Origin of the sequence: Nonlabens dokdonensis DSW-6, from assembly GCF_000332115.1 — a bacterium.
GTDB lineage: Bacteria > Bacteroidota > Bacteroidia > Flavobacteriales > Flavobacteriaceae > Nonlabens > Nonlabens dokdonensis.
In genome coordinates this window covers 187794-213998 of record NC_020156.1, presented here as the reverse complement: position 1 = coordinate 213998, position 26205 = coordinate 187794, and the positions used below count along the sequence as shown (strand labels likewise).

The window sequence follows — 26205 nt, the reverse complement described above, 5'->3', positions numbered from 1 at the left end:
TTCCAGGAGTTTTAAAGATGGAAGGAAGTTTAGATGCTAATGCTTTGGCATCATCTTTCCGCTTTTTAATAGAGCGACACGATAGTCTACGAATGTATTTTGTGGAGAAGGACGGTGAAGTCTATCAAAAGATACTTCTAGCTGAAGAGTTGAACTTTACACTAGAAAACGAACAGATTCAGCAAGAGCAAGTAGATAGTAAAATAGAATCCTTCTACCAAGAAGAGTTTAATCTAAGTAAAGCACCACTGCTAAGTGCAAATTTATTGCAAGTATCAGCAGATGAATACTACTTATTATTCTCCATTCACCATATTATCGGTGATGGCTGGTCAATGGAAGTACTGACTAAAGAACTGATGCAGGTCTACAAGCATATAATCAATCGAGAAGAAGTAAGTCTTCCTAAACTAAGTATCCAATACCAAGATTATGTAATATGGATTCAAAGTGAGGAGCAACAAGATGTTATTCAAAAGCAAGAAGATTATTGGTTAGATAAGTTCAAGGGAGAGATTCCGATATTGGAACTGCCAAGTTACAGCAAACGGCCTCTAGTAAAGACCTACAATGGAAGTACCAAGCACTATAGTTTTGGTAAAGAATTGAGTGATAAACTCAACCAGTTCAGCAAAGGACAAGGAGTTACTTTGTATATGACCCTACTGGCAGGAGTCAATGGACTTTTATATAGATATACGAATCAAAGTGATATTATCATCGGAACCCCGATTGCAGGTCGTTCCCATGAGGCGTTAGAAAACCAGGTAGGATTGTATCTAAACACACTGGCCATCAGAACTGAATTTGAGGGTGTTAATAGTTTCAAAGAATTAATACAAATCCAAAAAGAGACTTTACTAGATGCATATACGAATCAAGACTATCCATTTGATTCACTGGTTGAGAAGCTCAAACTAAAAAGAGACACTTCAAGATCAGCACTATTTGATGTGATGGTAGTGTTACAAAACCAACAAGAAACGGCAATCACTTTAGAAGGGTTGAACATCACTCCTTACAATGAGAATGAAAGAGAAGTAAGTAAGTTTGATATGACCTTTTCTTTTACAGAAGATACTGAAGGCATCCACTTACAGTTAGAATATAACAGTGATATCTATGATGTTTCACTGATCGATCAATTATACGGTCACTTAGAGCGATTCATAACTTCGGCTTTACAAGATCAGGAAGAGAGTATAGAGTCTTTAACCCTTTTATCCAGAGCAGAGGAGATAGAATTGTTAGAGTCATTTAATGATACCAATGTAGATTATCCAGAAGACAAAACAATTATAGATTTATTTAGGGGACAAGTCTTAAAGAGACCAGAAGCTACGGCTATTATCTATGAAGGCAAAGAATTAAGCTATCAGGAGTTAGAAGATTTGTCCAATGCAATGGCGAACGACTTATTATCTCGCATTGATATTGAGAAAGATGCACTGATTGGTGTAGAGTTGGAGAGAAGCGAATGGTTGGTAGTGAGTTTATTGGCCATTTTGAAGACAGGTGGAGCGTATGTTCCAATCGACCCGACTTATCCAGAGCAGCGAAAGGATTTTATAAAAGAAGATAGCGCTTGTGTATTCATTATTGATGCATCATATTTAGAGGTTTTCCAGTCCGTAGAGAAAATTACCAAAGCACCAAAGGTAACACTGGATTCCAATCAATTGGCTTATGTAATCTACACCTCAGGTTCTACAGGTAAGCCTAAAGGGGTAATGATAAGGAATAAAAGTTTAGCTAGCTTTATATCAAATTTTTATAAGAATTTTGAAATGAAGAATGTTTTCAGTATAGCTGCCACAACTAGTTTTACTTTCGATATATCGGTTATAGAATTATTAGGGGTTTTAAGTTTAGGTAAAAAAATCGTCTTATTTGAAGAAACCCAACTTCTGGATCCTGTAAGTTTTATGGATAAATTAGAGTTAGATAAAATTGATTTCTTACAACTAACTCCTTCTAGGTTGGAACAACTCATATTAGTAAATAAAATATTCCCGAAAAGTTTGAAAGTAGTTTTAGTTGGCGGAGAAATTTTATCTCAAAATCTTAAGGATATATTTTTAATGAATAATGATCATATCGAATTTATTAATGTTTATGGACCTACTGAAACAACGATATGGAGTACTTTCAATCATGAATTAAAAGGTAGTAAAGTCACAATAGGTAAACCTCTAAATAATGAACAGGTATGCATATTATCACAGAATTATGCATTACAGCCCAAAGGGGTCATTGGAGAGCTATGTGTGTCAGGTGCTGGCTTATCACGAGGCTATTTGAACCAACCAAAATTGACCGCAGAGAAATTTATTGACCATCCATTTATAGAAGGTGAACGTTTGTACAAAACGGGTGATTTAGCGAGATGGTTACCTGACGGGAATATTGAGTTTATAGGCAGGAAAGACCATCAAGTAAAGATTAGGGGATATCGAATAGAACTGGGAGAGATAGAATATGTTTTGAATAAGCAAAGCGGAGTTGTATCGAGTGTTGTTGTTGCGCAAGAAAAGGGGCAAGACAAGCACTTGGTTGCTTACCTTGTGACAGAGAGTAATATTGATCAAGCGACATTAAAAGAATCACTTCGTTCTCATCTACCAACTTATATGATTCCCCAGTATTTTATGAAATTGGAAGCATTGCCACTAACTTCTAATGGTAAGATTGATAGAAAAGCACTCCCAAAAGTTTCGATAGAAGGTTTGGGCGAAAGCGTATATGTCGCACCAGAAACAGAAACAGAAAAAGTAATGGCTTCAATCTGGCAAGAAGTTTTGGGAGTAGCACAAGTTGGTGTTACTGATAATTTCTTTGAGTTAGGAGGTCATAGTTTGAAAGTAACTCAACTGATAAACAAGATCAACAAAGAACTACAAAGCAATCTAACGGTAAAACAAGTTTTTGTTTTACCAACAATCAAAGGACTTAGCAAAGAAATTACCGATACCAATTACCAATCCATCCTGAGAGCTCCTATTCAAGAGTTTTATTCATTAACGTCTTCACAACGTAGACTTTGGGTTTTAAGCCAGTTTGAAGGGGGCGGACAAGCCTATAACATTCCAGGAGTTTTAAAGATGGAAGGAAGTTTAGATGCTAATGCTTTGGCATCATCTTTCCGCTTTTTAATAGAGCGACACGATAGTCTACGAATGTATTTTGTGGAGAAGGACGGTGAAGTCTATCAAAAGATACTTCTAGCTGAAGAGTTGAACTTTACACTAGAAAACGAACAGATTCAGCAAGAGCAAGTAGATAGTAAAATAGAATCCTTCTACCAAGAAGAGTTTAATCTAAGTAAAGCACCACTGCTAAGTGCAAATTTATTGCAAGTATCAGCAGATGAATACTACTTATTATTCTCCATTCACCATATTATCGGTGATGGCTGGTCAATGGAAGTACTGACTAAAGAACTGATGCAGGTCTACAAGCATATAATCAATCGAGAAGAAGTAAGTCTTCCTAAACTAAGTATCCAATACCAAGATTATGTAATATGGATTCAAAGTGAGGAGCAACAAGATGTTATTCAAAAGCAAGAAGATTATTGGTTAGATAAGTTCAAGGGAGAGATTCCGATATTGGAACTGCCAAGTTACAGCAAACGGCCTCTAGTAAAGACCTACAATGGAAGTACCAAGCACTATAGTTTTGGTAAAGAATTGAGTGATAAACTCAACCAGTTCAGCAAAGGACAAGGAGTTACTTTGTATATGACCCTACTGGCAGGAGTCAATGGACTTTTATATAGATATACGAATCAAAGTGATATTATCATCGGAACCCCGATTGCAGGTCGTTCCCATGAGGCGTTAGAAAACCAGGTAGGATTGTATCTAAACACACTGGCCATCAGAACTGAATTTGAGGGTGTTAATAGTTTCAAAGAATTAATACAAATCCAAAAAGAGACTTTACTAGATGCATATACGAATCAAGACTATCCATTTGATTCACTGGTTGAGAAGCTCAAACTAAAAAGAGACACTTCAAGATCAGCACTATTTGATGTGATGGTAGTGTTACAAAACCAACAAGAAACGGCAATCACTTTAGAAGGGTTGAACATCACTCCTTACAATGAGAATGAAAGAGAAGTAAGTAAGTTTGATATGACCTTTTCTTTTACAGAAGATACTGAAGGCATCCACTTACAGTTAGAATATAACAGTGATATCTATGATGTTTCACTGATCGATCAATTATACGGTCACTTAGAGCGATTCATAACTTCGGCTTTACAAGATCAGGAAGAGAGTATAGAGTCTTTAACCCTTTTATCCAGAGCAGAGGAGATAGAATTGTTAGAGTCATTTAATGATACCAATGTAGATTATCCAGAAGACAAAACAATTATAGATTTATTTAGGGGACAAGTCTTAAAGAGACCAGAAGCTACGGCTATTATCTATGAAGGCAAAGAATTAAGCTATCAGGAGTTAGAAGATTTGTCCAATGCAATGGCGAACGACTTATTATCTCGCATTGATATTGAGAAAGATGCACTGATTGGTGTAGAGTTGGAGAGAAGCGAATGGTTGGTAGTGAGTTTATTGGCCATTTTGAAGACAGGTGGAGCTTATGTTCCTATTGATCCATCTAATCCTGATCAACGCAAGGAGTTTATCAAACAAGATGCGACCTGTATTTATACCATTGATGAATATTACTTGGAGACATTCCAATCTGTAACACAGGTCAATAAAGCACCAGAAGTAACAATAGATGCAAATCAATTGGCTTACGCGATTTTTACTTCAGGATCAACTGGACAACCGAAGGGAGTAATAATTGAGCATAAAAATGTGGTTCGTTTATTTTTCAGCGAGAAAGCACTTTTCGATTTTAATAAAACTGATGTTTGGACCATGTTTCATGCATATAACTTTGACTTCTCTGTTTGGGAGATGTACGGAGCCTTACTCTTCGGTGGAAGATTAGTAATCATTGGTTCGGAGCAAACCAAAGATCTTGATGCATTTGCCAATTGTATTCGCACACATGAAGTCACTGTATTAAATCAGACACCATCAAGTTTTTATGCACTCAATGAGTTCTTATTAGGAGAAAATCAAGCAAATTCTTTGCGCTATGTCATTTTTGGTGGTGAAGCACTATCACCACAAATGTTATCCGATTGGAATCTTGAATATCCGCATTGTAAACTGATCAATATGTACGGAATTACGGAGACCACAGTTCATGTAACCTACAAAGAAATAGGAACTCTAGAGATCGCAAATAAAGCAAGCAATATTGGAAAAGCAATCCCTACACTAAATACCTACATACTCAACAACTCATTAAAGTTACAACCTACGGGAATTATTGGAGAATTGTGCGTTTCAGGAGCTGGCTTATCACGTGGTTATTTGAACCAGGCCGAACTCACTTCAGAGAAATTCATTGCTCATCCATTTATAGAAGGTGAACGATTGTACAGATCTGGTGATTTAGCTCGTTGGTTGCCTAATGGAGATATCGAGTATATTGGAAGAAAAGATACTCAGGTAAAACTAAGAGGCTATCGAATTGAATTGGGAGAGATAGAACACGCATTGACAAATGTAGTGACCATTTCTCGAGCAGTGGTGATCATTTCTTATCACAATGAAGATGCTTATTTGGTTGCCTATGTTGTGGCAGAAGATAGAATAGACCAAAGTGAACTTAAAGCTTCCCTTAGATCACATCTTCCAGAATACATGATTCCACAGTATTTTATGGAATTGGAATTCTTACCACTAACTTCTAATGGTAAGATCGATAGAAAAGCACTACCACAAATTTCGATAGAAGGATTGGGAGAAAGAGAGTATGTGGCTCCGAATAATGAAACAGAGTTTAAATTAGCAGCTATCTGGCAAGAAATTTTGGGAATAGAAAAAGTAGGAGTTACAGATAATTTCTTTGAACTCGGTGGACATAGTTTAAAAATAATTGCCATAAAAAATCGAATCAAACAAGAGTTTGATATTGAACTTCAAGTGAAAATGTTCTTTAACAAGCCAACAATACAAAGCATATCTGAAGTCATCAAAATGCTCTCCTCAAATGTGAATATGGAAGGAGATTATGAAGAAATTACCATCTAAAACTTTTTAAATAATATTGGAATTAATAACTCAACTTAGTGAACTCGGAGTCCAACTTCGAGAAGAAAATGGTGAACTTAAAGTTGCTGCTCCAAAAGGAGCTTTAACACCTGAATTGATTAATCGTATCAAAGCAGAAAAACAACAACTTTTGAGGTTACTTATACATACCAATTACCAATCCATCCTGAGAGCTCCTATTCAAGAGTTTTATTCATTAACGTCTTCACAACGTAGACTTTGGGTTTTAAGCCAGTTTGAAGGGGGCGGACAAGCCTATAACATTCCAGGAGTTTTAAAGATGGAAGGAAGTTTAGATGCTAATGCTTTGGCATCATCTTTCCGCTTTTTAATAGAGCGACACGATAGTCTACGAATGTATTTTGTGGAGAAGGACGGTGAAGTCTATCAAAAGATACTTCTAGCTGAAGAGTTGAACTTTACACTAGAAAACGAACAGATTCAGCAAGAGCAAGTAGATAGTAAAATAGAATCCTTCTACCAAGAAGAGTTTAATCTAAGTAAAGCACCACTGCTAAGTGCAAATTTATTGCAAGTATCAGCAGATGAATACTACTTATTATTCTCCATTCACCATATTATCGGTGATGGCTGGTCAATGGAAGTACTGACTAAAGAACTGATGCAGGTCTACAAGCATATAATCAATCGAGAAGAAGTAAGTCTTCCTAAACTAAGTATCCAATACCAAGATTATGTAATATGGATTCAAAGTGAGGAGCAACAAGATGTTATTCAAAAGCAAGAAGATTATTGGTTAGATAAGTTCAAGGGAGAGATTCCGATATTGGAACTGCCAAGTTACAGCAAACGGCCTCTAGTAAAGACCTACAATGGAAGTACCAAGCACTATAGTTTTGGTAAAGAATTGAGTGATAAACTCAACCAGTTCAGCAAAGGACAAGGAGTTACTTTGTATATGACCCTACTGGCAGGAGTCAATGGACTTTTATATAGATATACGAATCAAAGTGATATTATCATCGGAACCCCGATTGCAGGTCGTTCCCATGAGGCGTTAGAAAACCAGGTAGGATTGTATCTAAACACACTGGCCATCAGAACTGAATTTGAGGGTGTTAATAGTTTCAAAGAATTAATACAAATCCAAAAAGAGACTTTACTAGATGCATATACGAATCAAGACTATCCATTTGATTCACTGGTTGAGAAGCTCAAACTAAAAAGAGACACTTCAAGATCAGCACTATTTGATGTGATGGTAGTGTTACAAAACCAACAAGAAACGGCAATCACTTTAGAAGGGTTGAACATCACTCCTTACAATGAGAATGAAAGAGAAGTAAGTAAGTTTGATATGACCTTTTCTTTTACAGAAGATACTGAAGGCATCCACTTACAGTTAGAATATAACAGTGATATCTATGATGTTTCACTGATCGATCAATTATACGGTCACTTAGAGCGATTCATAACTTCGGCTTTACAAGATCAGGAAGAGAGTATAGAGTCTTTAACCCTTTTATCCAGAGCAGAGGAGATAGAATTGTTAGAGTCATTTAATGATACCAATGTAGATTATCCAGAAGACAAAACAATTATAGATTTATTTAGGGGACAAGTCTTAAAGAGACCAGAAGCTACGGCTATTATCTATGAAGGCAAAGAATTAAGCTATCAGGAGTTAGAAGATTTGTCCAATGCAATGGCGAACGACTTATTATCTCGCATTGATATTGAGAAAGATGCACTGATTGGTGTAGAGTTGGAGAGAAGCGAATGGTTGGTAGTGAGTTTATTGGCCATTTTGAAGACAGGTGGAGCGTATGTTCCAATCGACCCGACTTATCCAGAGCAGCGAAAGGATTTTATAAAAGAAGATAGCGCTTGTGTATTCATTATTGATGCATCATATTTAGAGGTTTTCCAGTCCGTAGAGAAAATTACCAAAGCACCAAAGGTAACACTGGATTCCAATCAATTGGCTTATGTAATCTACACCTCAGGTTCTACAGGTAAGCCTAAAGGGGTGTTGATTGAACATAAGAATGTGGTTCGATTAATTAAACCTGGAATATATTTTTCACTTGATAGCAGAAGTCGAATATTGTCAACAGGATCAGTTTCTTTTGATGCGAGTACTCTAGAATATTACGGAAGTTTAATGAATGGAGGTAGTCTTGTTATTATTTCAAAAGAGAAAATCTTGTCTCCAAAAATTTTAAAAAAAGAAATACTAAAGAATAAGGTAAACTCGATGTGGGTAATATCATCTTTGTTTAATTATTTGATAAATGAAGATTCCAGTATATTTAATAGTATAGCTAATTTGGCCGTAGGCGGAGATGTTGTATCACAAAAATTTATAAATAATATTATAGACATCAATACTAAGACTATAATAAATGGATATGGTCCGACTGAAAACACTACTTTCTCAACTACATATAGAATTACTAAAGAAGAGGATTCTAGAATAATTCCTATAGGGAAACCAATAGAAAATTCAAAAGCATATATATTATCACAGAATTATGCATTACAGCCCAAAGGGGTCATTGGAGAGCTATGTGTGTCAGGTGCTGGCTTATCACGAGGCTATTTGAACCAACCAAAATTGACCGCAGAGAAATTTATTGACCATCCATTTATAGAAGGTGAACGTTTGTACAAAACGGGTGATTTAGCGAGATGGTTACCTGACGGGAATATTGAGTTTATAGGCAGGAAAGACCATCAAGTAAAGATTAGGGGATATCGAATAGAACTGGGAGAGATAGAATATGTTTTGAATAAGCAAAGCGGAGTTGTATCGAGTGTTGTTGTTGCGCAAGAAAAGGGGCAAGACAAGCACTTGGTTGCTTACCTTGTGACAGAGAGTAATATTGATCAAGCGACATTAAAAGAATCACTTCGTTCTCATCTACCAACTTATATGATTCCCCAGTATTTTATGAAATTGGAAGCATTGCCACTAACTTCTAATGGTAAGATTGATAGAAAAGCACTCCCAAAAGTTTCGATAGAAGGTTTGGGCGAAAGCGTATATGTCGCACCAGAAACAGAAACAGAAAAAGTAATGGCTTCAATCTGGCAAGAAGTTTTGGGAGTAGCACAAGTTGGTGTTACTGATAATTTCTTTGAGTTAGGAGGTCATAGTTTGAAAGTAACTCAACTGATAAACAAGATCAACAAAGAACTACAAAGCAATCTAACGGTAAAACAAGTTTTTGTTTTACCAACAATCAAAGGACTTAGCAAAGAAATTACCGATACCAATTACCAATCCATCCTGAGAGCTCCTATTCAAGAGTTTTATTCATTAACGTCTTCACAACGTAGACTTTGGGTTTTAAGCCAGTTTGAAGGGGGCGGACAAGCCTATAACATTCCAGGAGTTTTAAAGATGGAAGGAAGTTTAGATGCTAATGCTTTGGCATCATCTTTCCGCTTTTTAATAGAGCGACACGATAGTCTACGAATGTATTTTGTGGAGAAGGACGGTGAAGTCTATCAAAAGATACTTCTAGCTGAAGAGTTGAACTTTACACTAGAAAACGAACAGATTCAGCAAGAGCAAGTAGATAGTAAAATAGAATCCTTCTACCAAGAAGAGTTTAATCTAAGTAAAGCACCACTGCTAAGTGCAAATTTATTGCAAGTATCAGCAGATGAATACTACTTATTATTCTCCATTCACCATATTATCGGTGATGGCTGGTCAATGGAAGTACTGACTAAAGAACTGATGCAGGTCTACAAGCATATAATCAATCGAGAAGAAGTAAGTCTTCCTAAACTAAGTATCCAATACCAAGATTATGTAATATGGATTCAAAGTGAGGAGCAACAAGATGTTATTCAAAAGCAAGAAGATTATTGGTTAGATAAGTTCAAGGGAGAGATTCCGATATTGGAACTGCCAAGTTACAGCAAACGGCCTCTAGTAAAGACCTACAATGGAAGTACCAAGCACTATAGTTTTGGTAAAGAATTGAGTGATAAACTCAACCAGTTCAGCAAAGGACAAGGAGTTACTTTGTATATGACCCTACTGGCAGGAGTCAATGGACTTTTATATAGATATACGAATCAAAGTGATATTATCATCGGAACCCCGATTGCAGGTCGTTCCCATGAGGCGTTAGAAAACCAGGTAGGATTGTATCTAAACACACTGGCCATCAGAACTGAATTTGAGGGTGTTAATAGTTTCAAAGAATTAATACAAATCCAAAAAGAGACTTTACTAGATGCATATACGAATCAAGACTATCCATTTGATTCACTGGTTGAGAAGCTCAAACTAAAAAGAGACACTTCAAGATCAGCACTATTTGATGTGATGGTAGTGTTACAAAACCAACAAGAAACGGCAATCACTTTAGAAGGGTTGAACATCACTCCTTACAATGAGAATGAAAGAGAAGTAAGTAAGTTTGATATGACCTTTTCTTTTACAGAAGATACTGAAGGCATCCACTTACAGTTAGAATATAACAGTGATATCTATGATGTTTCACTGATCGATCAATTATACGGTCACTTAGAGCGATTCATAACTTCGGCTTTACAAGATCAGGAAGAGAGTATAGAGTCTTTAACCCTTTTATCCAGAGCAGAGGAGATAGAATTGTTAGAGTCATTTAATGATACCAATGTAGATTATCCAGAAGACAAAACAATTATAGATTTATTTAGGGGACAAGTCTTAAAGAGACCAGAAGCTACGGCTATTATCTATGAAGGCAAAGAATTAAGCTATCAGGAGTTAGAAGATTTGTCCAATGCAATGGCGAACGACTTATTATCTCGCATTGATATTGAGAAAGATGCACTGATTGGTGTAGAGTTGGAGAGAAGCGAATGGTTGGTAGTGAGTTTATTGGCCATTTTGAAGACAGGTGGAGCGTATGTTCCAATCGACCCGACTTATCCAGAGCAGCGAAAGGATTTTATAAAAGAAGATAGCGCTTGTGTATTCATTATTGATGCATCATATTTAGAGGTTTTCCAGTCCGTAGAGAAAATTACCAAAGCACCAAAGGTAACACTGGATTCCAATCAATTGGCTTATGTAATCTACACCTCAGGTTCTACAGGTAAGCCTAAAGGGGTGTTGATTGAACATAAGAGTGCTGCATTCTTTATCCAATGGTCTAAAAGCATATACGACAGGACTGATGTTGATATTGTCTATTTTACAACTTCTTTCAGTTTTGATCTCTCGGTATATGAAGTGTTTTACCCTCTATGTTCCGGTAAGAAAGTTCGAATAATAGAGAATGGAACACAAATTCCGCAATATCTTGAAGAAGACAATAATGTATTAATCAATACCGTACCATCGGTTGTACAATTTTTATTAGATCAAGGAACAAATTTCAATTTTATGAAAGTTTTGAACATGGCAGGTGAAATTATTCCTTCAAAGTTCGCAGAAGCATTACCTCTATCCACTATGGATGTATATAATTTATACGGTCCATCTGAAGATACTACTTATAGTACCTATTTTAAGTTACGTGAAGCCTCCTTTGGTAGGTCAATCTCAATTGGAGTACCAATAGACAATACTCAAGTGTTTATTCTTTCAGAAGATTATGCATTACAGCCCAAAGGGGTCATTGGAGAGCTATGTGTGTCAGGTGCTGGCTTATCACGAGGCTATTTGAACCAACCAAAATTGACCGCAGAGAAATTTATTGACCATCCATTTATAGAAGGTGAACGTTTGTACAAAACGGGTGATTTAGCGAGATGGTTACCTGACGGGAACATTGAGTTTATAGGCAGGAAAGACCATCAAGTAAAGATTAGGGGATATCGAATAGAACTGGGAGAGATAGAATATGTTTTGAATAAGCAAAGCGGAGTTGTATCGAGTGTTATTGTTGCGCAAGAAAAGGGGCAAGACAAGCACTTGGTTGCTTATCTTGTGACAGAGAACAATATTGATCAAGCGACATTAAAAGAATCACTTCGTTCTCATCTACCAACTTATATGATTCCCCAGTATTTTATGGAGTTGGAAGCATTGCCATTGACTTCAAACGGGAAGGTTGATAGAAGAGCCTTATCACAACTCTCTGTTGAAGGACTTGGTGATAGGGCATATGTAGCTCCGAGTAATGAAATAGAAAGGAAGCTTGTACAGATTTGGGAAGAGTTATTAGGATTAGATAAAGTTGGGGTTACTGATAATTTCTTTGAGTTGGGTGGTCATAGTTTGAATGCTAATACGTTGTTAAATGAAATAAAAGTTGAATATGGTATTAGAATCAGCTGGGAAGAGTTTTTCAGGTCTTCAACAATTAAAGGTTTAGGTCTCCATATTGAAAATTTTTTATGGGTTGATAATTCAGAACAAACAGATAAGAAGAAAATTATTATTTAATTATGAAAGTAGCCCAATTAATAAAGGATTTAAGGATTAAAGGAATTGGAATTACGTTATCGGATGACAATATTGAGCTTACTTATTACAAAGAAGAAATTGAAGATTCTTTAATAGAATTGATTAAGGAAAATAAGCAAGATATAATAGAATATTTGAAATCTTTTTCTTTTAGTAAAGACAAGAATTCCATTCCGCTAACAAAAAAGAAGGAATTTTATTTTATAACGTCTTTACAAATGCAGTTTTGGATTCTTTGTCAATTTGAGAATATAAATCGAGCATATAATTTACCCTTGATTTTAAAAATGAAGGGTTTCTTAGATTTAATGATTTTGAGAAAGTCTGTTAATGAACTAGTTAAAAGACATGAAATTTTAAGAACTCATTTTGCTGTAGATAAGAACAGTATTGTGAAACAAAGGGTTTTAGATGAATTAGATTATGAAATAAAAACTCATGATATCAAACAAAAAGAAAGAATAAATGAAGTAATAATTGAGTTTATAAATGAACCGTTTCTATTAGAAGAAAGTAATTTATTTAAAATATTTGTAATAAATATGACCAACGAAGAACATTATTTGTGTATTAATATGCACCATATAATATCAGATGGTAGTTCTTTGGAAACAATGCTTTTCGATTTAAGTAGAATTTATAACAGTCTTAATTCAAATAGTCAGATTGATTTACCGGAGTTGAGAATACAATTTAAAGATTATTCTGAATGGATTAACGATGAAATAAATATAAAAAACGAAAAAGAATATTGGCTAGAAAAATATTCAGATGAAATCCCTATCATAAATTTACCAACCTATAAATTAAGGCCTTCTATTAAAACCTATAATGGGGCAAACCATACTCATGTTTTAAGTAAAAAAAGTTTAGATAAAATAAGAAAGTTTTCCATTGATAATGGAGGAACTATTTTTGTTTCATTGATGGCGGCTATTAATGGGCTGCTGTATAGGTATACATCTCAAACAGATATTATATTAGGAATTCCAATCTCCGGAAGAAATTCTACTGAACTTAGAAATCAGATAGGTTTATATATTAATACGTTACCAATACGTATGAGATTTAGTCAGGATGATTCTTTTTTCATGCTTTTTAACAAACAAAAAAGAACATTAAATGAAGCATATGCGAATGCAAATTTTTCATTTGCAGATATCATAAATGAGTTAAATTTAGAAAGAAATTTAAGTCGCTCACCTTTATTTGATATACTCGTAACGCATCAACAGCAAAATGAAAAATTTAATTTAGAATCAGGATTTGATGGATTAAAATGTACTCTGCATAATTTTGAAAATACAAGTACTAAATATGATTTGACTTTTTCTTTTTTTGAAGAGAAAAATCGACTAAGTCTTTCTGTAGCTTATAACACAGATCTTTTTGAAAAACGTTTTATAAAGAGTCTAGCTGATAATTTTGAAAATTTTATATTACAAAGTATTTGTAATCCAGAACTCGAAATCAAGAAAATATCATTTTTGGACGATATACAAATAGATACAGTAATTAACATTTTTAATACAACAGACTTTCATTATAATAATAATGAAAATATTATTTCTATATTTCAAAATCAATCTTCTAAAAGTTCCGAAAAAGTTGCTTTAATCTGTGAAGGAAATGAAATGACTTATGACGAACTTAATAAAAAATCTAAGGCATTAGCATACTATCTTATAGAACAGGGTGTACTACCAAATACTACTGTTTGTATTTGCATGGGGCGTTCTCTTGAAATGGTAGTGGCTATTTTGGGAGTATTAAAATCAGGAGCTTCATATTTGCCAATAGATCCATTTTATCCTTTAAATAGGATTGATTATATCATAGAAGATAGCGCTACTAAGATTGTTTTAGTAGATAAGGAAACTAAAGAAATAATACCTAAAAACATACATACAGTTGTAGTAGAAGAATCAAGATTCAATCAATTAGAAAATGTACTGCTACCCAAAATAGAGAGTCTCTCACTAGCTTATGTTATTTATACTTCAGGATCAACAGGAAAACCAAAAGGAGTAAAAGTCTCCCATCAAAATTTGATGAATTTTATGATTGGAATGAATCAGAATTTTGCAAATAAAAATGAACAAGGAGTTTGGTTAGCGATGACTAGTATAAGTTTTGATATTTCTATTTTAGAATTATTATGGACACTAACTAGGGGAGAAAAGGTAATTATACATCTAGAACGCCCTATAACTGTAAAAACAAAGCCTTTGGTAGATTTTAGCTTATTCTACTTTCCAACAGGGATGAATACAGGACCTAATAAGTATAAATTATTATTAGAGGGAGCAAAGTTTGCAGATAAAAATGCATTTAAAGCCATTTGGGTACCCGAAAGACATTTTCATACTTTTGGAGATCAATTTCCAAATCCATCTGTAGCTGCCGCAGCTGTTTCTACAATAACAAAGAATATTAAACTTCGATCAGGGAGTGTTGTTCTTCCTCTTCATGATCCTGTTAGAGTTGCAGAAGAATGGTCTATGATTGATAATTTATCAGAAGGAAGAGTAGAGTTATCAATAGCTTCAGGATGGCATCCTAATGATTTTGTTTTAGCACCTGATGATTACGAGAATAGACATGAATTAATGAGAAATAAAATTACCACACTTAAAAGTTTGTGGGTAGGTGAATCATTAACAAGAAAAAATGGAATAGGAAAAGATTTTGAGTTCACAATTCATCCTAAACCTATACAAGAGAATCTGCCTATATGGATAACAGCTGCAGGAAATATTGAGACATTTAAATATGCGGGAAGTATAGGAGCTAACATTTTAACTCATTTGTTAGGGCAAAGTATCGAAGAATTAGGTGAGAAAATAAAAATATACAGAAAAACACTTGAAGAAAATGGTTTTAATCAAGAGAAAGGAAAAGTAGCATTAATGATGCATACTTTCGTAAGTGATGATGTAAAAAAAGTAAAAAATATTGTTAATGAACCATTTAAAAATTATTTAAAAAATTCATTAAATCTTTTAAAACCAATTGCTGAAGAACTTGGATTAAATCTAAATAACGACTTAGATACGTTATTGGATATCGGATTTCTAAGATATTATAAAACGAGTAGCCTTTTTGGGACTCCAGAGTCGTGCCTTAACATAATTAATAAAGTTTTTGAGGTAGATATTGATGAAATAGCTTGCTTAATTGATTTTGGAGTTGAAGAAGAAATTGTATTGGAGAATTTAGAACATTTAACAAAGCTGAAAGAAATAATTAAAAGGTCTAGATTTCAGTATGATTTTATTGTTCAAAGAATGGAGAAATTAACTCAATATGAGGAAACTTCCTATTTAATTAACCAATTTGATGTTACACACATACAATCTACCCCTTCATTTTATGAGGAGTTTTTACTAGAAGAAAATGGAAGAAGGGCAATTCAAAAAATAAATACACTTCTAGTAGGAGGTGAGCCATTAAAAAAATCACTTGCGGAAGCATTAATTTCTGAATCTGGTAATAAAATTTATAACATGTACGGACCCACAGAAACTACCATTTGGTCTTCAGTTAAAGAAATTAAAATAAATGATAAAATTACCATAGGTAAACCTATTGTAAATACAAAAATTTACATACTAGATGTATATAATAATTTGTGTCCTGTTGGTGTTTCTGGGGAGTTATGTATAGCTGGAGATGGTGTTTCTTTAGGATATCTAAATAGAGATGATTTAACAAAATTAAAATTTATAGATAGTCCTTTTAAAAACAACGAAAAAATCTATAAAACAGGCGATTTAGCTTGTTGGTTACCAGATGGAGAGTTAGAGCATCAAGGTAGAATTGATAATCAGGTGAAAATTAAAGGCTATAGAATAGAACTAAAGGAAATAGAGAATGTTATATTCAATCATGAAGCTGTGAGCGGATGTGTTGTATTAAGTTGCGAACGCAACAAAGAATTAATATTAACCGCATATATAAAATTACTTTATGATATTGGTGAAGATGTAATCAAGGAGTTTTTAATATTACGTTTGCCAAATTACATGATACCTAATAGTTTAGTTATAATCAATGAATTTCCTAAAACGCCTAATGGTAAAATAGATTTAAAAAAACTACAAGCTTTAAGCAATAAAGAAATAAGGAAAAAAGAGTTTGCAGCGCCAAGAGATGAAATGGAAGGGCAATTAACAGAAATATGGGGTAATTTTTTGAAAGTAAGTCAAATAGATATTAACGATAACTTCTTTGAGATAGGGGGGAATTCAATAAAAGTGTTTCAAATCTTGCCAATCATTAATTCTAAATTAAAAACAGATTTGCAAATCTTATCATTTTTCCAATATCCTACAATAAGACAAATGGCAAAATATTTAAAAAAAGAAACGGATTTAAACAAAGTATATGTTGAAGAGTTGGATGAAGGTGAATCTTTGGATGATATGATTGATTTTATGCAAGAATTATAATTTTTTGAAAATGAAAAGAAATGTAAGTAAAAGGGATATAGCTATCATTGGAATTTCGGGTAAATTCCCTAAGTCCACTAATATTCATGAGTTTTGGAATAACTTAATGGAAGAAAAAGAACTAAGCCATTTTTATTCCGATAATGAATTAACTGAACTAGGTGTTAGTGGTAGAATGATAAAAATGGAAAACTATATAAAAGTAGATGCTTTTATTGATGATACAGGAGATTTTGACTTTGCTTTTTTTGGATATACACCTGATGAAGCTAAGATTATGAATCCCCAAACAAGACTGTTTCATCAGCATGTATGGTCGGCCATAGAGGATGCAGGGTGTAACATTAATAATTATAATAAAAAGATTGGGGTATATGCAGGTGCAAATAATGATATAAACTGGAGTGTATATTCTGCAATGAACCCACATAAAAATGTAGATGCTTTTTATCAAAGTAAATTGTCTAACCCTAATTATATGAGTTCTTTGGTCGCTTATAATTTAAACTTAAGAGGTCCTTGCTATTTTTCTGACACAGCTTGTTCAACCTCATTAACAGCTTCGCATATGGCATGTAGAAGTTTATTGATGAATGAATGTTCTATGGCAATAGCAGGAGGAGTTAAATTATTTTCTACAAAAAGTAGAGGATATATTCATCATGATGGAACTATTATGTCTAAAGATGGTAGTTGTAGAGCTTTTGATATTGATTCTTCTGGGATTATTGGAGGAGAAGGTGTTGGTGTTGTTGTTATGAAAAGGTTAAATGAAGCTATTGAAGATGGAGATAATATCTATGCTGTTATTAAAGGAAGTGCAATAAATAATGATGGTAATAGGAAAGCAGGTTATACAATGCCCAGCGTTGAAGGACAAGTAGAATGTATAAAAATGGCGCATCGAATAGCAAACATAACGGCAGATTCTGTTACATACATTGAAGCACATGGTACAGGAACTGCAATAGGGGATCCTATCGAAGTAGAAGCACTGAATAAAGCATTTAATAATAATTTAAACAAAAATTGTGCAATAGGCTCTGTGAAAACGAATATGGGACATTTAGATGAAGCCGCTGGTATTGCTGGATTAATAAAAACAACAATGGCACTTCATAAAAAAGAATTGCCAGCTAATATACACTTTAAAAAACCTAATCCATTAATAAATTTTTCCGAAGGTCCTTTTTATGTAAATAACAAATCCAAGAAATGGCAAAATGAATTAGACACACCTCTTAGGGCAGGTATAAATTCATTTGGAGTTGGAGGAACCAATGTACATATGGTTTTAGAAGAAGCACCAGTTCTAGAGAGTAGTAACTTAAATATGAAATCACATTCATTATTATATTTTTCAGCTAAAAGTGATGAAGCTTTAGAACGTTATAGAAATAATTTATTAGATTTTTTAAAGAAAAGCGATACTGTAAATTTTGCAGATTTTATTTACACGCTTCAAACAGGTAGGAAACACTTGGATTACAGAGGGTTTATAGTTTGTAAAGATCGTAATGAAGCTATTGATAAGCTATTCAATGAAGACCTAGTTAAAGATAAGTTAGAAAACGATAAACAAATTGTTTTTATGTTTTCTGGTCAAGGAAGTCAGTATTTATCGATGGGGAAACAATTGTATGAAGAAGAGCCTACATTTAGAAATATAATGGATAAAGGGTTTGATTTTTTACTTGAGCATTCCAAAGAAGATTATAGAAAAATCTTATTTGGAAATTCAGAAGAGGATAAGAATAAAATAAATAATACTAAATATACACAACCATTATTGTTCTTATTTGAATATGCCTTAGCGAAACAATTAATGGCTTATGGAATAAAACCAGAATACATGATTGGCCATAGTTTAGGGGAATATGCAGCTGCATGTATAAGTAATGTATTTACTTTTGAAGAGGGACTTCGTTTAATATCAAGAAGAGCGGATCTAATGAGTAAAGTTCCCCATGGAAGTATGTTAAGTATTCATCAATCTTATGATACATTTGATCATGACATATTGAAACAAACTTCTGTAGCAGCAATTAACTCTTCTAGTTCATTTGTAGTCTCAGGAACAAAAGAAATTATTGAATCCCACAAGAAAAAATTAGATAAAAAAAACATTACTAGTATTATTTTAAAAACATCACATGCTTTTCATTCTGAAATGATGAACGAAATTGTTGATGAATACCTTAATGAATTGAACTTAGTTAATTTCTCAAAACCTTCTATTCCTTTTATTTCTAATGTAACAGGCAACCTTATAGAAGTTAATGAAGTTACTTCACCTAAATATTGGATTAAACATTTACTTCAAACTGTAGAATTTCATAAAGGAATAAATAACCTTCTTAAACTCAATAAATTCGTTTTTATAGAAATTGGACCAGGAAATACATTAGCAACACTTTGTAGACAATCTGCAAAAAACCTTAAACAAAATCATGTTATTGTTAACTCTGTTAGACACATTAAAAAAAATGTTAATGATTATGAGCATCTCTTAAGTACTTTTGGAATACTCTGGAATAATGGTATTGAAATAAATTGGGAAATATACTACGGAAACATAAAAAGAAGAAAATTATCAATACCAACCTATCCTTTTGAAAGCTATTCATTTCCATTTAAAGTAGATCCTTATAATGCATTAAATGGTAAAGGACATTTAATAACAGAACATAAAAGAGAAGTTTCAGAGTGGTTTTATCTTCCAGGTTGGAAACAAACATTTTTACAGGAAACAAAACCATTAACAGTGAAAAAAGAGAATTATATTATGTTCTCAAATGCAGATGATTTTTCCCATTTATTAAAAGAGAAATTAATTAAAGAAGGGAAAAATGTCATTGAAGTCATTCAAGGCAATCATTTTAAGATTAATGATAGTTCACAAATTGAGATAAATACTAATATTTCAGAAGACTATGATTTACTTGAAGAGCATTTAAGGACTACGAAATTCGAAATTGATGTATTGTTATATAATTGGAGTATAGCTTCAAATACTTTTATAAATGAAAAGAACCATTATGATAAAGACATTTTTGATTCCTCAGCAAATGTCAAAAATATTTTAATAATTGTAAAAACACTGAATATTGTAGATTCAGAGACCAGGAAAAAAATTGTTTATTTCTCTAGTAATGAGCTTAATATCGTAAATACATATAATCTTAGTACAGAAACTGCTGCATCTTATAGTTTATTAAATGTTTTAGCACAAGAAAACACTAATGTTTTTTCAAGCTTCATAGATTTTGATGAAACATCTGTGAATGACAATTTGATTTCTTCTGTTTATAAGGAAATAATACATAATGAAAGTGATACCAAAGTTTCATATAGAAATAACAAACGTTGGAGTACTAGTTATAATAATATTAGTATTGAAAATATTGATGAATTAGATACAAATTTATTAAGTGAATTAAATGTTTTAATTACAGGAGGTTTGGGTTATGTCGGTTTTATTTTGGCAGAATATTTAATGAAAACTTATAATGCAACTATATTATTAACTGGAAGAAAAAGTTTATCAAATGTTTCTGCTGAAGCGTTAAAACGGTTACATACTTTAGAAACTTATGGAAGTGTAGCTTATAGTAAATGTGATGTTTCTGATTTTGATTTATTATCAAAGGAAATAGATCAATGGCAGAATGAACATGGGAATATCACAGGAATAATTCATGCCGCTGGAAATACAGATATTACATCTTATAAAACTATTTATAAAACCGATAAAGCGTCTTTTAATAATCAATTTGATTCTAAAGGAAAAGGTATTTTAAATCTCTATGAAATATTCAAAGAACAAGACATGAAGTTTGTTAGAGCTATATCGAGCCTCTCTACTATACTTGGCGGATTGACATATGGAGCTTATTCTGCTGCTAATCATTTTATGGATACTTTTATTTTATCAAGGGCAAATGATTTAAAAAATTGGATGACAATTAATTTTGATGGTATAGTTTCTACCGATGATCGATATATAAACGGAGAAGAACTAGTTTCTGTCTTTGAAAAATCTTTATTTATGAATGTTAATCAAATTCTTATATCTGTAAGGGATTTTGATAGTGCCATAGAAGAAATAAACAAATCTATAAAAGAAGAAAATAATAATGATGAGTTTAAAATTGAACGACCTAAACTCTCAATAGGTTATGCTGAAGCAATAACCGAAACAGAAAAAGTACTGGCTAAAATGTGGGAAGGTCTTTTTGGAATTGATAGTATTGGAATTAATGATGATTTTTTTGAACTCGGAGGAGATTCATTAAAAGGAATTAGAACACTTCAAAGCATAGAAAAAAAATTTGATGTAAGCCTCTCAGTTCAAGAATTGTTTACAAATAGTACAGTGTTTAAGATAGCTAAATTAATTGATCAAAAGAAATGGTTATCTGAAGAAAGTACAGGAATGAATGAGTTATCGATATAAAGTGTAAGACTAAGCAGAGTTTGTCATGAAGGAATTACTTGAAAAATTACAAAAAGAGAAAATTCATATTTCTTTAGATGGAGAAAATCTAAAGTTAAAATTTGAGCAATCCAATTTGTCAGATAATCTTATAAAGGAAATAAAAGAGAATAAGAAAAACTTAATTAATTATTTAAGAAAAAATGAGTTTCAAAAAACGAGAAATCAGTTTATACAAAATGTAAGCTCAACTAGTAGTGTATATCCTTTATCTTCATCTCAAAAGAGAATATGGGTATTAAGCCAATTAGAAGATGGTTCAATTGCTTATAATGTTCCCAATAACATTTTGTTAGAAGGTTATTATAATGTAAATGATTTTGAAAAAGCAATAAATTTAACAATTGAACGACATGAAATATTGCGAACTGTATTTATACAGAATAATGATAGTGAAGTTAACCAGAAAATACTATCAAAAGAAGATTTCAATTTTAAATTGCAATACAAGGATTATAGAAAGGATGATAATAATAAAGAGCTTGCAGAAAAATATATAAAAGAAGATTCTTATTTACCTTTCGATTTAGAGAAAGGCCCACTTATTAGGACATGTTTACTTCAGTTGTCAGAAGATAAGTTCATCTTTTATTTTAATTTTCATCACATCATAGGAGATATATCATCAATTAAAGTGTTTTCTAAAGATGTTATGAACTTTTATCAGACTCTTCAGAAAGGTAATACACCCGTTTTGTCAAAACTTAGAATACAGTATAAAGATTATGCTGTTTGGCAAACGAATCAATTAACGAATGGAATTTTACAATTTGATAAAGCATACTGGTTAGATAAATTATCAGGAGGATTAGCTATACTTAATCTGCCAAGTACAAAGATAAGGCCTAGCATAATGTCTTATAAAGGAAATAGTTTAGAGACTTATATTTCATCTGAAACAACTAAGCAGCTAAGAGGCTTTTGTAACGAGAATAATGCTAGCTTGTTTATGGGAGTACTTGCTGTATGTAAAATTTTATTATACCGCTATACCAATGAAGAAGATATTATAATTGGAACCCCTATTTCGGGAAGAGAGAATATTGATTTAGAAAATCAAATAGGATTTTATGTAAATACATTAGTATTAAGAAATCAAGTAGATCCTAAAGAGAGTTTTATTGATTTTTTTAAAAAAATAAAAGAATCAACATTAGAAGCATATTCATATCAGAGTTACCCATTTGATAAATTGGTAAGGGATTTAAATTTAACCAGAGACATTAGTCGAAATGCAATTTTTGATGTTATGTTAACTATTGAAAATATTTTTGAAGAAGATACTGGTCATAAATTAGAAGAAGAAAAAGTTAATCAAATATCAGATAAAGGCTTCATTATGTCTAAAGTCGATATTGATATTACCTTTAAGGAGATTGGTGATTATTTATTATTAAATATTGATTATAATTCAGATGTATATGATAGAGATGTAATTCAAGGATTTATATCTCATTATAAGAGTTTGTTATCCGAGGTTTTGACTTTTCCAGAAAAGGAAGTTGGAACCATTAATTACTTGACACTGGGTGAGCAAAATAAATTGTTGTTTGAATGGAATTCTACCGATGTGGATTACCCAAGGGATAAGACGATATATGAGATGTTTGAATCTCAGGTAGAAAATGTGCCTGATAATATAGCTTTAGTTTATGAGGATAAAGAGTTAACCTATAATGAGCTAAATGAGCGTAGTAATGAGTTAGCCAGGCATATACGAAGCAGTTATAGGGAAAGAACGGGTAATGATTTAAAGCCCGATACTTTGATAGCTTTATGTTTGGATAGGAGTTTGGAGATGATCATAGGAATTTTGGGGGTCTTAAAGGCAGGCGGTGCTTATGTACCAATAGACCCAGATTATCCCCAAGATAGGATCGATTATATATTAGAGGATACAGAGGCGGCATTGGTATTGAGTCAACGCGGGGTATTTAAAGATAGATCTACTAGCTTACCAGAGGATAGAGTTGTTTATATAGATTTGATTGAAGGCTTCTACCAGAAAGAGCAACCATCTAATTTACCGAGGTATAGTCGTCCAACAGATTTAGCTTATGTAATTTATACCTCAGGAACCACAGGGAAACCTAAAGGAGTAATGGTTGATAATGATGGAGTTGTTAACTATCTTCACTCTCAATATAAGTTTTTAAAAAGACCAAATAAGAAAAGATTTTATCTATTACATTCTTATGCTTTTGATACCTCAATATCATGTGTGTTTGGTGCATTATGCTTTTCAAACACTTTAATTATTACGAATACTAATAATAGATTATCTAGTAAGATATATAAAGATTATAATATTCATATAGCTTATATTCCACCTGCTTTATTAGTTACAATGAATAATTTGGAGGTATTAGATACACTTATAATCTCTGGTGAATTAGCAGATGCTAAAGTTCTAAATATATCTTCAGATGTAGATTTGATAAATGAGTATGGTCCAACTGAAGCTATTGTTGGAAGTTCTTATTATGAAATGAATAAAAACTCTAAAATTAATACCATAGGGAGGTTAATCAATAACAAAAGAGCATACGTATTAGACAAATTCAAGCAAGTAGTTCCTATCGGAGTTATAGGCGAGTTATATATTGGGGGTGCAGGTTTGTCTAGGGGTTATTTGAACAATCCAAATTTAACAGAAGAGCGTTTTATAGAAAATCCATTTGCTACTGATGAAGATAGGGAGAAGGGGTATACGCGGTTATATAGGACAGGGGATTTAGTTAGGTGGTTATCAGATGGTAATTTAGAGTATATAGGTAGGAATGACGATCAGGTCAAGATACGAGGGTATCGCATTGAGTTGGGCGAGATAGAGTATGCTTTAAGGAGTATTGAAGGAATCACTCAGAGTTGTGTTATAGCCAAAGGGCGCGAAACAGAAACAGGAACAATTAAGTATTTAGTAGGGTATTATGTATTAGACGTCTCAGATGTAGCTCTATCAGAGGAATCTATATTAGAGTCACTATCTTTGGCCTTACCAGATTATATGATTCCTAGTAGTTTAGTTAAGATGGATAGTTTTCCATTGACGATTAATGGAAAGTTGGATAAGAAAGGATTACCAGCTCCAGAATTTACCGTTTCAGATGATTTGTATGTAGCTCCAACGACAGAAACAGAGAAGGTTTTGTGTAGAATATGGGAGGAAGTATTAGGATTAGATCGGGTAGGAATTACGGATGATTTTTTCAGGATAGGAGGAGATTCTATATTAAGTATTCAGGTATCAAGTCGTATTCGACAAATAGGATTGAGTTGTAATGTTCGTGATATTTTTGAGAGTAGGAGCATATCAAGGCTAATTGTAAGGATAGAATCGAAGGATCTAGACGATATGGTTGAGCAAGAGCAAGGGATATTGGAAGGGGATTTTTCTTTATTACCGATTCAGCAATGGTTTTTAGAGCGTACTAATGCTAATTTATTAGTCTCTCCAAATCATTGGAATCAAAGTTTTTTAGTTCGTACACCAGAACTAGATGTGATTAAGTTGGGATCAATATTAGATGTTTTGGTTTCTCATCATGATATGCTTCGAGTCTGTTATGATTTTAAAGACGATTCATTTGAGTTAAATCAGCGTTATGAATCAGAGGTATTAATACCAGAGTTAAAGACTTTAGATGTTAGTTTATTAAGTGCAGAAGCGATTCATTTAGAACTTACTAAATGGCAAAGTGATTTTGATTTAGAATCTGGTCCTTTATTTCGGGTTGGTTATTTACATGGTTATGAAGATGGTAGTGCTCGTATTTATTTTGCTTTGCATCATATGCTTGTTGATGGTGTTAGTTGGCGTATTCTAGCGGATGATTTAAAGCGTCTATATTTAGGGGATTCCTTAGGTCAAAAAGGCAGCAGTTATCGTCAATGGGTTTCTAGAATAAGGAACTATGCTAAAGACACCCCTGAAGAGGGGTTTGTATTGGGAATCTAGGTTCAAGGGTATTCCCGATTATAGTCAGTTGGTTTTGGGCACCAGTCAAAGTACATTTTATTTTGATTTAGAAGAATCTACTACTCGTATTTTATTGCAGGATATATCCACAGCTTATTATACAGAGATTAATGATTTATTGTTAACTGCTTTGGGATATGCTTTAAAAGATGTCAACGGATTAGATATCCAAGGGATAACATTAGAGGGCCATGGAAGGGAGCCAATAGATCCTGCTATAGACCATAGTCATACATTGGGTTGGTTTACAAGTATATTTCCTGTTAAATTAGAGCTCAAGGACAGCTTGAGGGGCAGTATTCAGTTTATAAAGGATACTTTACATCGTGTTCCTAATAAGGGAATAGGCTTTGGTTCGTTTGCAGTATCAGGTAATAGTACATGTGCTTTTAGTGATTTGGCACCAATCAGTTTTAATTACTTAGGTCAATTTGAAGTTGGGGAAGAGTTAAGGGACTGGGATGTTATTACTTCGGAGGATAGTGGTTCACAAGTGGATTCTCTGAATACGGACCATAATATCTTAAACATCAACGGAGGGGTTCAAAAAGGGAGGTTAGGTTTTCGAATAGATAGTAAATTAGGGACTATAGCCACGGAAGACTTTGGAAAAAACTTTAAAAGACATTTGATAAGCATTATAGATCATTGTAAGGAAAGTTTAGCTGAGTCAGGAAGTCTTTATACTTCTAGTGATTTTGAGTCAGTTGATCTTAGTCAGTCTTTATTAGATCGATTACAATCTTAAATAAAAAAAT

The 26205-nt window shown here is 33.1% G+C and carries 6 protein-coding genes; all 6 read left to right on the top strand.

Going from position 1 to position 26205, the window contains the following annotated elements:
• Positions 1 to 17 precede the first annotated feature (17 nt).
• The 6 genes from DDD_RS17175 to DDD_RS18300 are packed head-to-tail and all read left to right on the top strand — an operon-like array spanning position 18 to position 26195.
• Entirely contained in the window at positions 18 to 6122 is a 6105-nt protein-coding gene (locus tag DDD_RS17175) for a non-ribosomal peptide synthetase (protein WP_015360790.1), read from the top strand.
• A gap of 16 nt (positions 6123 to 6138) precedes the next feature.
• The gene (locus DDD_RS00785) at positions 6139 to 12501 is read left to right on the top strand and encodes a non-ribosomal peptide synthetase (RefSeq protein ID WP_015360789.1); all 6363 of its coding nucleotides are present in this window, start codon (positions 6139 to 6141) and stop codon (positions 12499 to 12501) included.
• Positions 12502 to 12503: 2 nt separating this feature from the next.
• Positions 12504 to 16973 carry a MupA/Atu3671 family FMN-dependent luciferase-like monooxygenase gene (locus DDD_RS00780; RefSeq protein WP_015360788.1) on the top strand — a complete coding sequence of 1490 codons (4470 nt, stop codon included), beginning with the start codon at positions 12504 to 12506 and terminating at the stop codon, positions 16971 to 16973.
• A gap of 10 nt (positions 16974 to 16983) precedes the next feature.
• A complete protein-coding gene (locus DDD_RS00775) occupies positions 16984 to 21429 on the top strand; it encodes a type I polyketide synthase (protein ID WP_041566819.1) in 4446 nt (1481 codons plus the stop codon).
• Between the two features lie 25 nt (positions 21430 to 21454).
• Entirely contained in the window at positions 21455 to 25426 is a 3972-nt protein-coding gene (locus DDD_RS18190; protein ID WP_015360786.1) for a non-ribosomal peptide synthetase, read from the top strand.
• A complete protein-coding gene (locus DDD_RS18300; RefSeq protein WP_015360785.1) occupies positions 25383 to 26195 on the top strand; it encodes a condensation domain-containing protein in 813 nt (270 codons plus the stop codon). The genes DDD_RS18190 and DDD_RS18300 overlap by 44 nt, the downstream gene beginning before the upstream one ends.
• Positions 26196 to 26205 lie beyond the last annotated feature (10 nt).

Excerpts from the sequence above, each read along its gene's own strand:
- DDD_RS18190 (WP_015360786.1), top strand. The coding sequence starts at position 21,455 with ATGAAGGAATTACTTGAAAAATTACAAAAAGAGAAAATTCATATTTCT.
- DDD_RS00775 (WP_041566819.1), top strand. The coding sequence starts at position 16,984 with ATGAAAAGAAATGTAAGTAAAAGGGATATAGCTATCATTGGAATTTCG.
- DDD_RS17175 (WP_015360790.1), top strand. The coding sequence starts at position 18 with ATGGAAGGAAGTTTAGATGCTAATGCTTTGGCATCATCTTTCCGCTTT.
- DDD_RS00780 (WP_015360788.1), top strand. The coding sequence starts at position 12,504 with ATGAAAGTAGCCCAATTAATAAAGGATTTAAGGATTAAAGGAATTGGA.
- DDD_RS18300 (WP_015360785.1), top strand. The coding sequence starts at position 25,383 with ATGCTAAAGACACCCCTGAAGAGGGGTTTGTATTGGGAATCTAGGTTC.